The following is an 11,403-nucleotide window of genomic DNA, read 5'->3' as shown; positions in this document are numbered from 1 at the left end:
CCATGACGTATCTGTCCCATAATGCTTCCTTCCACTCGCGTGAAAATATTACACCATCAAACCCCGGGACTAAACACATAAGATATATCTCTCGAACGCTGACCTCTCGGGTTGTGTCAGTGTTGAGGTCTTGAGCCATTCCTCACTTGCGCTTTTTATCGTGAGCCCTCGGGCATCAACGCCTTGCTCTGCGAGGATCAGGGATTCGTAGTAGACCCGTTCCGCTATGCGTTTGGCTTCTTGTTCATCATATGTTCCCAAAGCTTTACGAATCTGTCTACCGCCAGCCGAGAACCGGACATGGAACTTGTTTGAGTTGCTTGGTTTGAAAAGCTGGAACTGCTGCGCGATGTTGCCCTGTAAACGTGTTGCTTGCTGGCTTCGGTGTGCTGCTACTTTGCTGGTCATGTTGCTAACCCCTTGAAAACACTTAGCCCTCAAAGCGTTAAAAAGTGCTTTGCTAGGGGTTTGCTAACGTGTTTTCAGAGAGCGCGCAGAGCAATCGTTCTGCTAAGTGCTTGATTTTAATGGAAAGGCTGGCTCCCGAAGTAGGACTCGAACCTACGACCGAGCGATTAACAGTCGCTTGCTCTACCAACTGAGCTATTCGGGACCAGCGAGGGCCTTATACTCAGACTTCCCTGCCTCCGTAAAGCCCCTTGCTGAAATTTTTTCCCGTCTTTGACAGAGCCTTCTTTCGGGGGCACTTCTGCACGGACGGACGGGACGGAATTCCGGAGAAGATGACAGATTCTGATAAGCCGCAGGGTCATGACTACCGGCGCAGGCGCATACTTATTGCCGGAGCGGCGGGGGCTGCCGTGTCCGCGGCCGGGGGGCTGCTTTATCTGCGTTCCGGCCATCATCATCACACCGGTCGTGAACCTGACGGGCGTTTTCGCAGGATCACACTGGCCTGGCCTGATCCTGCCAGTGATCCGGTGGCTCTTGTGGCCCGTGCCAAGGGATTTTATGCGCGTTACAGCCTGGAGGTGACGCTTCTGCCCGGAACTGGCAACGGGGCTGCGGCCATCAGTGCGATGAATGCTTCTGCTGACTGTCTCGGGGCTGTGGCGCCGGTTCTGACATGGCTTCCCAGTCTGTATGGCGGTCCTGTGGATGCGCGTCTGACGGGCGGGCTGAGCAGCGGCACCTATCGTCTGCTTGCCCGCAACAGTGCGCATATAACGCGGATTGAGGATATTCCCGGCAGGAAGATTGCCGTGATCAGCGAGGAATCCGCGGACAGGCGGTTTCTGTCGGTGCTTTTGCGGCGTAAGGGGATCAATCCGGACGGCGGGGTGCAGTGGGTTTATCTGCCTCCCGATCAGGCGCCGGATGCGCTTCTGGCTGGCCAGGCGGATGCTCTGGTGGCGCATGATCCGTTTGCCTGGACGGTGCTTGCGGCGCACCGGTCGGAGATGACTGAACTGACCGGTTCGGATACCGGCAATTATTCAAGCCGGATCAATCATGCGCTTGGTCTGAAGGCCGGATTTCTGCGCAATGACCCGGACGGGGCGCTGGCTCTTGTTCTTGCCCTTCGCGACAGCTGTGTCTGGATCGAGAAAAATACGGATCAGATCCCTGCCCTGCTCAGCCAGTCCCTGCCTGATACTGACGATCAGATTCTGGAGGAGATGATCCGGCATCAGGCTCTGCCGCATCATTCTTTCGGAAACAGCTTTCGTGATCAGGTTGCTCAGTATGCGGACGAACTGAAGCTGATCGGTGTTCTTCCGGAGGAAATGCACTCCGGAGAAATCGCGAGCAGGTTCTGCCAGAACGTCTTTCGTAACTGAGATTTATCGCACTTCTCTGTAGTACGGCTCTCCCAGTGCTGCGGGAGCTGCGAAAATTCGGCGTATTCCCGGCCAGAGCACGACCGGCAGGATGATGAAGCCCAGTGTGCCGAGATAGGGGAACATGTTCAGCACCGGCGCGGCGACGGGCCAGCTTTCGGCCTGGCCCAGGAATCCGAGTGCTGAGATCAGACCGAAGACCAGGCCGGCGAGAACGGCATTGACCGGCCGGAATCCGGCGAAGATCACCAGAGCGACGGCGATCCATCCGCGGCCTGAGACCATGCCTTCGGTCCAGCCGGGGATGACCGCGAGGCTGAGACAGGCCCCTGCCCCGCCCGCCAGAGACGTGCCGAGGACTGTGTACCAGAAGCGGAATCCGGCGACGGAGATACCGGCGGCATCTGCGGCTGCGGGGTTTTCTCCCACGGCGCGCAGGTTCAGCCCGTGCCGTGTCCGGAACAGGAGGTGGTGCAGTCCTGCGGGCAGCACGAAGCAGATCAGGCACACGAGTATGTTCTGTGAGAAAAATGCAGGTCCTATCAGCGGGATTGCCGAAAGCAGCGGGATATGTACCGGGGTGAATGTTACGGGCACCGGAAGTCCTGCGACGGAGTGGCCCATTGCGGCGGAGAGGCCTATTCCGAGGAATGTCGTGGCCAGTCCGCAGAGAACCTGGTTTGCCCGCAGGATCACGACGGCAAAGGCAAATATCGCACCGGCCAGTCCGCCTGCGATCATGGCCGCGACAAAGCCGAGCCACGGGTCCGGATATTCCATGACGGTCAGGACCGCCACGACGGCACCGATCGACATGATCCCTTCCGTGCCGAGGCTGGTCACGCCTGTCCGCTCTGCCATGACCTCTCCCTGAGCCGCGAGAGCCAGCACGCTTCCTGCCAGAACGGCCGTGCTCAGGAGACCTGTCAGGAGTGCGATCATGCGGAGACATTCCTTTCGATGGTTCCTGCGGGCGGGGTGGTCCGGACCGGGCGGTAATGTGCGAGTTCGTCACCTGCGGCGATCAGCATCAGCACCAGGCCCGTAATTGCCAGCACCGTGGTGGCGGCGAGCTGCTGTGTCTGCATGACGATGCCTGCATCCAGGATGAAAGCCATCAGCAGGGCTGCCGGGATGACGGCGAGGCAGGAGCCGCGCGCCAGGACGGCGACGACAATTCCGAGATATCCGAAATTATTGGCCATTCCGCCCTGCAGTCTGTGCACGGTTCCCGCGACCTCGAACATTCCGGCAAGAGCCGCCAGCGCGCCGGACAGCAGCATGACGGAGATGATCCGTCGCCGCATCGGCATGCCGGCATATTCCGCAGCTCCCGGGTTGGCTCCGCTTATGCGGACCTCATATCCCCAGGATGTGCGGCCCAGCAGCACGGACACTCCGCAGGCCACGAGCAGGGCGGCCGGAAATCCGTAATGTACGACACCCCACATTTCGGGGATGGCTGCATGAATATGCTGTGTCGAGACCAGGGCGCCGGTCACGCGGTCTCTCCAGGGGCCTGTCACCAGCCAGTATACCAGCAGGGCTGCGACAAAGTTGAGGAGCAGTGTGGTGATGATCTCGCTGACGGCGGCATAGGCGCGGGCGAGTGTCGGGATCAGAATCCAGGCCATTCCGCACAGCATTGCGGCAATGGCCATCAGCGGCACGACCAGCAATGATGGTCCGGGCACATACAGCCCCACGGCTGCGGCACCGGCTGCGCCGAGATAGAACTGTCCTTCCGCCCCGATATTCCACAGTCCGATCCGCCGTGTGATGGTCACGGCTGAACCTGTCAGGATCAGAGGCGTCATGAACAGCGCGAGGTCTTCCAGACCGAAGCGGGATCCGATGGCGGAGCGGCCGACCAGTTCGGCCAGTTCGAACGGGTTTCGTCCGGAGATTGCCAGCGCGATGGCTGTGATGACGGCTGTGGTGAGGACGGCGGCCATGCGCCACAGAAACACCAGATGGGCGGGCGCGGTGGGAAATCTCTGCCAGTGTGCCATCTTATCCCTCCCCGGCCTGATGATCCGCAGCGTGATCCGTGGCGTCGTCCGGTGCCGTTCTTCCGCCCATCAGCATTCCGATCGTGTCGATATCGGCACTCTGTGCGGGCAGGACCGCCATCAGCCTGCCTGCACAGAGCACGGCGATCCTGTCCGAAAGATTGAGCAGTTCCTCAAGATCCTCGGAGATGACGACAACCCCTGCCCCGGCATCCCGCAGCTCTGAGAAATAGCGGTGCATGGTTGCCACCGCGCCGATATCGAGGCCGCGACCCGGATAGGCTGCAACCAGCGCCTTTTGTGCAATTCTGATCTCGCGCCGGGCGACGAGGCGTTGCTGGTTTCCGCCGGAAAGATTGCGGATCGGCGTTGCCAGATCCGGGATTTTCACATCCGCGACTTCCACGATCTCTTTTGCCAGATCTGCGGCCTCGTCACTGCGGTACATTCCGTCTCCGCCGACGGGAGCCTGGCGGTATTCGCGCAGGGCCATATTGTCTGCAATGCCGAGAGAGGGAGCCAGAGCGCTGTGCAGGCGATCCTGGGGGATATGTCCTATTCCGGCTTCTGCAAAGGCGGCGGCTCCGGCCGGAGCTTTCTGTCCGTCGATCAGGACCTCTCCCTGTGCCGGGGTGCACAGTCCGGTGAGAAGTCCGGTCAGTTCTTTCTGTCCGCTTCCCGCGACCCCGGCGACGCCGAGGATTTCCCCGCCATGCAGTGCGAGTGTCACGTCGCGCAGGGACATGACGCCGCGGCTGTCGCGCACTCCGGCATTCACCAGACTGATCACCGGGTTTTCGCTGACGGGCTTTGCATCGGGGCGACGTGCCCGCAGGTCGCGCCGCACGATTTCCCGGCCGACCATCGTTGCGGCCAGCATGGGCGGGGAGCAGTCCCGTGTCTCGAAGGTGCCGGCGTTGCGTCCGCCACGCAGAACCGAGACGCGATCGGAGATGTCCATCACCTCATCAAGCTTGTGGCTGATGATGATGACTGCATTGCCTTTTTCCCTGAAGGCGCGCAGGGCGCGGAACAGATCCCGGGCTTCATCCGGTGTCAGTACGGCTGTCGGTTCATCAAGGATGAGCAGGCGTGCCTTGCGGGACAGGACGCGGAGGATTTCGACTTTCTGCTGTTCTCCTGCGGAAAGATCGGCCACGGTTGCCGACGGTCTGACCGGGATTCCGAACTGTTCCGACAGGGCTTTCGTGCGTGTTTCCAGAATGTCGCGGGTGATGCGGCGCGGTGTCTCATCCCAGCCGAGGTGGATGTTTTCCGCAACCGTAAAGGCCGGGACCAGCTTGAAGTGCTGATGGACCATCCCGATCCCGGAGCGGATTGCATCATGCGGTGTGGCGAAGGAGACGCCGTATCCGTCTACGATGATCTCGCCCGCATCGGGTCTGTAGATTCCGGTCACGACGTTCATCAGCGTCGATTTTCCGGCGCCGTTTTCTCCGAGGAGCGCCAGGATCTCGCCGGGCCGGACGTCGAGATCCACGGCCTCGTTGGCGATCACGCCGGGAAAATATTTGGATATTCCGGCAAGTCTGAGAACCGGGATCTCTCCGGCGGCGGTCTGGTGCGGGGCGCTATCCAAGACCCGTCATCCCGCGCACGCCCCAGTCCCAGCGATAGATATCGAAATCTGTCATAACCTGCCCTGATGGTACACGAAGTTTTCCGGAATTATCGTAGATCGGGCCGCGGAACGGATTATATCCTGCCAGGATACGATCGCGCATCTCATCGGCGCGGGCTGCGGCCTCACGCGGGACCGTTTCTCCCCAGGGGTCGCGATCCACGCCATGACCCAGCGTGAGAAACTGCGGCCTGGCGGTCCAGGTGCCGGCCAGCCGTGCCCGGACCTGTTCCACATAGAAATGTGAAAAATCCAGCACCACACCGCTGACATATGCTTTGGGACCGAAGGCGCGCATGCTGAGATTCCACATGGCGGCCTTGATTCCGCGCTGTTCCGCGACACGCAGATAGGCGGGTTCGTCCGTGATGCCGCAGAGAAAATCGCAGCCGCTGTCTGCAAGGGCCAGAGCGGCCTGTGTTGCGGCCTGGGGATCGAACCAGGAGTTGATGGCAATCGACTGCATCGTGCAGGCGGGGTTGACGGACTGCGCGCCGAGCAGCGTGGCGTTTACGCTGGCATAGACCGAGGGGATCGGAAAGGTGCCGACAAATCCGAGCCTGTTCGTCTTTGTGATCAGTCCGGCGACCATGCCGATCACATAGCTCGCATACCAGTGCGTGATGTAATACCAGGCGAGATTATCCGTGACGGCAAGTCCGTTACATTCCATGAACGCGACATCAGGCGCGCGGTCCGCCACGTCCTTGATGAAATCTCCGTAGCCCGAGGTGCAGATCACCATCTGCGCGCCTTCTGCGACGAACTGCCGGAAGATGCGGGTGGCGTCTGCCGAATACGGAATGCTTTCGACATAGACGCTTCTGAGTTTCGGGAACGTTCTGCGGACGGCCTGCACGCCCAGGTCATGTGCGGTGGTCCAGCCGCCATCCGTGACCGGGCCGGTGTGACCGAATGCGATCAGCGCATCTTCCTCTGCCACGGGTGCGAGGCGTGCTGCCGCGCGGCCTGTGCGGGGGAGGAGCAGTCCTGATGCGGCACCGGCTGTGAAGAGGCGGCGGCCGATACGCAGGTCCGTGCCGGAAAATATTCCGTTTTCCTTACTCACCGGCTTCCTGCGCTGCATGCCATACAGACGCCCTCCCTGTGCGTTCTATCGTCAGGACCGGGTCCTTCCCTTACAGTGATGCGCGAATCACGGGCCTGAATCAAGTTCCGTCTGCGTTACGATTTCGGAGCCTTCGCTGCGCAGGCGCGTCATCAGTGCCTCTCCGGGGCTGATGGCGCGGCAGGCCTCTGCCACGATCATGCTGTGAAAGCCGAGACGCACCGCATCTGCCGCCGTTGCGGCCACGCAGTAATCCAGCACGAGGCCAGTGAGAACGACGCGCGTGATGCCCCGTCCGCGTAAGAAGCTACAGAGGTCATCCTGTGGTGATCCGGGTTTCTCCGAAAAGGCGGAGTAGCTATCCTGATCCGCTGAGGTGGCCTTGCTGATGATGCCTGTGAAAAATTCCGTTCTGAGTGCGTCGGGAAACTCTGCTCCGTGTGTGCCCGCCACGCAGTGGGCAGGCCAGGGACCGGAGGGCCGGAAGGAGATGTGATCTGCCGGATGCCAGTCGCGGCTGGCGACCACGCAGCCGAACGGGAGTGTCATCAGATGGTTGATGACCGGGATGATAGTGTCTCCTTCCGGCACGGCCAGCGCCCCGCCCGGAAGAAAATCATTCTGTACGTCTATGACGAGAAGAGCTGTATCCGGGCCGGTCTGTATCACGGGTCTGTCCTTTGCACCGCCGAGCATGGCATAGTCCTGCGGACATGCCTACGCAGAACACATCCCTCCCCTCAGACGATCTTCCTCCCGGTATGGTCTGCGCCGTGCAGGCCGGAGAGTTGCGCCTTGTCCTGTGGCGCGATGCTGACGGCGTGGCGCGTGCCGCCGAGGATCTGTGCCCGCACAGGAATGTGCGTCTGAGCGGCGGATATATGACGGATGGCAATCTCACCTGCCCGGCGCATGGCTGGGAATTCGGGCCTGACGGGAACTTCACCGGCAGTCCCGATCCTTCGGCTGAGGGAATGTGTCTGAAGATGTTTGCCGCAAGAGAGGAAAACGGGCAGATCATGATTTCTATCGCGGGTCCTGCGGTCGGATAGGACACCGCGTTATTCGGTAAAGGCGGGATACGGATGTTCGCCCTCGTTAAATTCATCTCTTTCCTGCTCTCACCTACAGCGTTTATTGCCCTGCTGATTATTGCCGGTTTCTGTCTGAGCCGGTTTCGCCCCGGGCGTGTGATGCTTGCCTGTGGCGTTGCTCTGCTGGCGATCTGTCTGTTCCTGCCTGTGGATCAGTGGGTGCTGCGTCCGCTTGAGGACCGGTTTCCGCAGATGACGCATCTTCCTGACCGTGTGGACGGTATTGTCGTTCTGGGGGGGGCGATTGATGAAACGACCAGTACGGATCGTAATCTGCCGGTTCTGAACAGCCGGGCGAACCGCATGACGACGGCGGTTCTGCTCGCCCGTCAGTATCCTGAGGCGAAACTTGTCTTTACGGGTGGTTCGGGTCTTTCAGCACCGACCGGAAAATCCGAGGCGTTCTGGGCCCGCAGGATATTTGAGGACCTGGGCATTCCGGACAGCCGGATCATCTGCGAGGATCGGTCCCGCACGACGCGCGACAATGCTGTGATGACACGCGCTCTGGTCCATCCGCTTCCTGGGCAGACCTGGCTGCTGGTGACCTCGGCCAGTCATATGCCGCGATCTGTGGGGATTTTCCGCCGGGCCGGATGGAAAGACATCATCCCGGTTCCGGCCGGTTATGCCAGCCGGACGCATATCAGCCGTATGCCGCTGTCGGCGGGTATGAAATTCGAGCGGCTGGACCAGGCGGCCCATGAATGGACCGGCCTGGTGGCCTACAGGCTGCGGGGCTGGACGGACAGTCTGTTCCCCGCGCCCTGAGGATTATTTATCGAGTGTTCTGTCGACTTCCCGGCCTGCCTTCTCGACCGGGCCTTTCGGCGGATCGACGGTGTCGCGGATATCTTCTCCGGCCTTGTCAATTTTCTGGCCCAGTGTTTTCGGGTGATCCTTTTTACAGGCCGAAAGACCGGCTCCTGCAACAAGAAGCACTGCGGCCATACACGCAAAACGACGCATTTCCTGATCCCGTTATTCTACTGCCAACAGGGTCTGAACATCTGCCGGGCGGCAGAGTTCCCGCATCCGTGATGCTGTCTGCAACGCTGTCTGTCTGCGCCGCATATTGCGGAGCAGGGGCAGCATGGCGCACATAAAACAACCTACGTGACACGAAGCACCGGACCTGAACATGTCTTCTTCCGAACTTATACTCCGCCTCCGCTCCATCACCGGGGCGCATCATGTTCTTACGGATCCCGGTCAGACCCTCCGCTTCCGCAAGGGATTCCGCTTCGGTCTCGGGGATGTTCTGGCGGTTGTCTCTCCCGGTTCTCTGGTCGAGATGTGGCGTGTGGCCCGGGCCTGTGTCGAGGCTGGAAAAATCGTGATCATGCAGGCTGCCAATACGGGTCTGACTGGCGGCTCCACGCCTGATGGCGATACGTATGACCGTGAGATCGTGATCATCAGCACGCTGAGGATGCGGGTCATTCATGTGATTGAGGATGGCAGGCAGGTTGTCTGTCTTCCGGGTGCGACGCTTGACCAGCTTGAGACCAGGCTGGCTCCGCTCGGGCGGGAGCCGCATTCCGTTATCGGCTCCTCGTGCATCGGGGCCTCCGTTTTTGGCGGGGTCTCCAACAATTCCGGCGGGGCTCTTATTCAGCGTGGTCCCGCCTATACCGAGATGGCGCTGTATGGCCGGGTTGATGAGAACGGTGAACTGAAACTCGTCAATCACCTCGGGATTGATCTCGGCTCTGACCCCGAGGACATTCTCAGGAGGGCCGAGGCTGGCAACTACCCTGCAAAAACCGTCAGGCAGGATGCGGGCAAGGGGCATGACAGTGACTACATCACGCATGTCCGTGAGATCGATGCGGATACTCCTGCCCGTTACAACGCTGATCCGAAGCGCCTTCACGAAGGGGCGGGCTGTGCGGGGAAAGTCATTCTTTTCGCTGTTCGTCTCGATACCTTTCCGGTTGAGAAAAATACTGCTGTTTTCTGGATCGGCACCAACAGCACCGATGCTCTTGAAGAGCTGAGACGCCACGTTCTTTCTGAATTCTCCGCCCTGCCAATTTCCGGTGAATATATCCACCGTGATGCTTTCGATATTGCCGAGAAATATGGCAAGGATACCTTCCTGGCCATTCGCCATCTTGGCACGAGGCGTCTTCCGCAGCTTTTTGCGCTTAAGGCCCGTATTGATCTGCTGTGCAGCCGTCTGAGTATTCTGCCCTCGCATATGTCAGATCGCATCATGCAGTTTGCAGGATCACTGTTTCCGAAACATCTTCCGAAAAAGATGTATGACTATCGCGACCGGTTTGAGCACTATCTCATTCTGAAAGTCAGTGAGGACCTGACTGAGGAAACCCGCGATTATCTCCGGAAATGGCGGTCCGGGGCTGACAGGGACTGGTTCGAGTGCACGCCTGATGAGGGTGTCCGGGCGATGCTGCTGCGCTTTGCCGCGGCCGGTGCGGCGATCCGCTATCGCGCGATACATTCTGCCGAGGCCGAGGACATCGTGGCGATTGATGTGGCTTTACGCCGGAATGAGGAGGACTGGTTCGAGCATCTTCCGGAAGAGATTTCCCGTGATGTCATTGTAAAGCTCTATTACGGGCATTTCTTCTGCCACGTCATGCATCAGGATTATGTCATCCGCAAAGGGCTCGACTGCATGGAGATCGAGCACCGTATTCTCAGACTGCTGGATCAGCGCGGGGCACGTTATCCTGCCGAGCATAATTTCGGGCATCTCTATGATGCGCCTGATGACGTGAAGGCGTATTATCGCACGCTTGACCCCTGCAACTGCTTCAATCCGGGAATTGGCAGGGCGACAAAGAAGAAAAACTGGCAGGCGGAATCCGTCTGACATACACCTCTTCGGACATCCGGAAACTCCATACCGGACACCTCGTTATCAGACGACCAGCGGAGAAAAGGCCCTTATGCTTACAGGTCACGCAAAACAATGGGGGCTGTTTGTCGGCCTTGGAATCACCAGCGTCATTCTTGGCATCATTGCCTGGATCGACGCCATTTCGGTCACTCTGGCCAGCACCGTCGTCATAGGTGTCGTGGTGCTTATCGCGGGCGTCGTGCAGTGCGTTCACGCGTTCAGCGTGCGGCAGTGGGGTGGTTTTCTGTTTTCACTGATCGGCGGTATTCTTTACGCGCTCTGTGGTGTCCTTATCGTCAAGGAGCCTGTCACCGGTTCCGTGATCATCACCGTCCTGATTTCTCTCTGCCTGATCATCGGTGGTCTGAGCCGCTGCTTTATTGCGTTTCGCTTTAATAACCTGCCGGGGTGGTGGATCGGTCTTCTGTCCGGGCTGACCGCGATTTTTATCGGAATTGCGCTTTATATGACGCTTCCGTGGTCCGGCCTGTGGCTGATCGGTATCATGATCTCCTGCGAGCTGATTATCGCCGGTATCAGCTGGATTCAGACGGGTTTTGCCATGCGTCGGGGCCAGATTCCTCCGTCTTCTCCTTTCTGAGCGTTACGTTTCAGCAGCAGCCGGAACCTGCTCTGCCGCCACGACCGGCGGAGCAGGTTCGGGTTCACCGTCATCCTCGACCTCCCACTCGTCCGACAGTTCCTTGAGACGCTTTGTCAGGCTGACTTTTTTTCTGATCTGACTGATCCGCGCACCGACACTCTAGATGTTTGGTCCCGGAATTTGATGGTGCATTATTTTCACATGAGTGGAAGGATGCGCTATGGGCCAGGTTCCCCACGGAAGCGCCACGACGACAGCGGCAGTCCGTCGAGCGATACAACATAGTCAAGAGAGCCTGAGGGTTCTGGCGA

At 59.5% G+C, this 11,403-nt stretch carries 12 protein-coding genes and 1 tRNA gene; 5 read left to right on the top strand and 8 right to left on the bottom strand.

Translation table 11 applies throughout. The features are described 5' to 3' along the window. Nucleotides 1-69 precede the first annotated feature (69 nt). Together LOC54_RS09310 and LOC54_RS09305 are read right to left on the bottom strand one after the other, a co-directional pair. Nucleotides 70-408 (bottom strand): hypothetical protein, encoded by a 339-nt coding sequence (locus LOC54_RS09310; protein WP_279313539.1) that lies wholly within the window; start codon nt 406-408, stop codon nt 70-72. Between the two features lie 129 nt (nt 409-537). Then, nucleotides 538-613: transfer RNA gene (locus tag LOC54_RS09305), tRNA-Asn, on the bottom strand. A 130-nt stretch (nt 614-743) separates the two neighbouring features. Here LOC54_RS09305 and LOC54_RS09300 point away from each other — a divergent pair. After that, complete coding sequence (locus LOC54_RS09300; protein WP_279313538.1) at nt 744-1,802, top strand: ABC transporter substrate-binding protein; 1,059 nt, start codon at nt 744-746, stop codon at nt 1,800-1,802. 3 nt (nt 1,803-1,805) lie between these two features. Here LOC54_RS09300 and LOC54_RS09295 read toward each other — a convergent pair whose 3' ends face one another. The 5 genes from LOC54_RS09295 to LOC54_RS09275 all read right to left on the bottom strand — a co-directional run bounded on the left by LOC54_RS09295 (nt 1,806) and on the right by LOC54_RS09275 (nt 7,221). After that, a complete protein-coding gene (locus LOC54_RS09295) occupies nt 1,806-2,744 on the bottom strand; it encodes an ABC transporter permease (RefSeq protein ID WP_279313537.1) in 939 nt (312 codons plus the stop codon). Then, on the bottom strand, nt 2,741-3,814 hold the full coding sequence (locus LOC54_RS09290) for an ABC transporter permease (protein WP_279313536.1): 1,074 nt from the start codon (nt 3,812-3,814) through the stop codon (nt 2,741-2,743). Before LOC54_RS09290 ends, LOC54_RS09295 begins: the two co-directional genes overlap by 4 nt. Before the next feature lies 1 nt (nt 3,815). Beyond that, nucleotides 3,816-5,414, bottom strand: a complete 1,599-nt coding sequence (locus tag LOC54_RS09285) for an ABC transporter ATP-binding protein (RefSeq protein ID WP_279313535.1) — start codon at nt 5,412-5,414, stop codon at nt 3,816-3,818. Beyond that, a complete protein-coding gene (locus LOC54_RS09280) occupies nt 5,407-6,543 on the bottom strand; it encodes a BMP family ABC transporter substrate-binding protein (protein ID WP_279313534.1) in 1,137 nt (378 codons plus the stop codon). Before LOC54_RS09280 ends, LOC54_RS09285 begins: the two co-directional genes overlap by 8 nt. 69 nt (nt 6,544-6,612) lie before the next feature. Then, a complete protein-coding gene (locus LOC54_RS09275; protein WP_279313533.1) occupies nt 6,613-7,221 on the bottom strand; it encodes an isochorismatase family protein in 609 nt (202 codons plus the stop codon). A gap of 17 nt (nt 7,222-7,238) precedes the next feature. Here LOC54_RS09275 and LOC54_RS09270 point away from each other — a divergent pair, with 17 nt between their 5' ends. Both LOC54_RS09270 and LOC54_RS09265 read left to right on the top strand, forming a co-directional pair. Then, on the top strand, nt 7,239-7,577 hold the full coding sequence (locus LOC54_RS09270; protein WP_279313532.1) for a Rieske (2Fe-2S) protein: 339 nt from the start codon (nt 7,239-7,241) through the stop codon (nt 7,575-7,577). Nucleotides 7,578-7,610: 33 nt separating this feature from the next. Beyond that, on the top strand, nt 7,611-8,390 hold the full coding sequence (locus LOC54_RS09265) for a YdcF family protein (RefSeq protein WP_279313531.1): 780 nt from the start codon (nt 7,611-7,613) through the stop codon (nt 8,388-8,390). A gap of 3 nt (nt 8,391-8,393) precedes the next feature. Here the strand turns inward: LOC54_RS09265 and LOC54_RS09260 are convergent, their stop codons facing one another. Further along, complete coding sequence (locus LOC54_RS09260; RefSeq protein ID WP_279313530.1) at nt 8,394-8,588, bottom strand: hypothetical protein; 195 nt, start codon at nt 8,586-8,588, stop codon at nt 8,394-8,396. A gap of 172 nt (nt 8,589-8,760) precedes the next feature. Here LOC54_RS09260 and dld point away from each other — a divergent pair, with 172 nt between their 5' ends. After that, nucleotides 8,761-10,461, top strand: coding sequence for a D-lactate dehydrogenase (gene dld, locus LOC54_RS09255; RefSeq protein ID WP_279313529.1), 1,701 nt, complete (start codon nt 8,761-8,763; stop codon nt 10,459-10,461). Between the two features lie 76 nt (nt 10,462-10,537). Next, a complete protein-coding gene (locus LOC54_RS09250) occupies nt 10,538-11,089 on the top strand; it encodes an HdeD family acid-resistance protein (protein WP_279313528.1) in 552 nt (183 codons plus the stop codon). The last annotated feature ends 314 nt before the right edge of the window (nt 11,090-11,403 follow it).

Origin of the sequence: Acetobacter sp. AN02 (assembly GCF_029759835.1) — a bacterium.
GTDB lineage: Bacteria > Pseudomonadota > Alphaproteobacteria > Acetobacterales > Acetobacteraceae > Acetobacter.
This window is presented reverse-complemented; position numbering and strand designations above follow the sequence as displayed.

Bases quoted from the DNA above. Each gene is read 5' to 3' on its own strand.
- LOC54_RS09275 (WP_279313533.1), bottom strand. From the start codon at position 7,221: ATGCTCGGCGGTGCAAAGGACAGACCCGTGATACAGACCGGCCCGGAT.
- LOC54_RS09250 (WP_279313528.1), top strand. From the start codon at position 10,538: ATGCTTACAGGTCACGCAAAACAATGGGGGCTGTTTGTCGGCCTTGGA.
- LOC54_RS09300 (WP_279313538.1), top strand. From the start codon at position 744: ATGACAGATTCTGATAAGCCGCAGGGTCATGACTACCGGCGCAGGCGC.
- LOC54_RS09260 (WP_279313530.1), bottom strand. From the start codon at position 8,588: ATGCGTCGTTTTGCGTGTATGGCCGCAGTGCTTCTTGTTGCAGGAGCC.
- LOC54_RS09290 (WP_279313536.1), bottom strand. From the start codon at position 3,814: ATGGCACACTGGCAGAGATTTCCCACCGCGCCCGCCCATCTGGTGTTT.
- LOC54_RS09280 (WP_279313534.1), bottom strand. From the start codon at position 6,543: ATGCAGCGCAGGAAGCCGGTGAGTAAGGAAAACGGAATATTTTCCGGC.
- LOC54_RS09295 (WP_279313537.1), bottom strand. From the start codon at position 2,744: ATGATCGCACTCCTGACAGGTCTCCTGAGCACGGCCGTTCTGGCAGGA.
- LOC54_RS09265 (WP_279313531.1), top strand. From the start codon at position 7,611: ATGTTCGCCCTCGTTAAATTCATCTCTTTCCTGCTCTCACCTACAGCG.
- LOC54_RS09270 (WP_279313532.1), top strand. From the start codon at position 7,239: ATGCCTACGCAGAACACATCCCTCCCCTCAGACGATCTTCCTCCCGGT.
- LOC54_RS09310 (WP_279313539.1), bottom strand. From the start codon at position 408: ATGACCAGCAAAGTAGCAGCACACCGAAGCCAGCAAGCAACACGTTTA.
- dld (WP_279313529.1), top strand. From the start codon at position 8,761: ATGTCTTCTTCCGAACTTATACTCCGCCTCCGCTCCATCACCGGGGCG.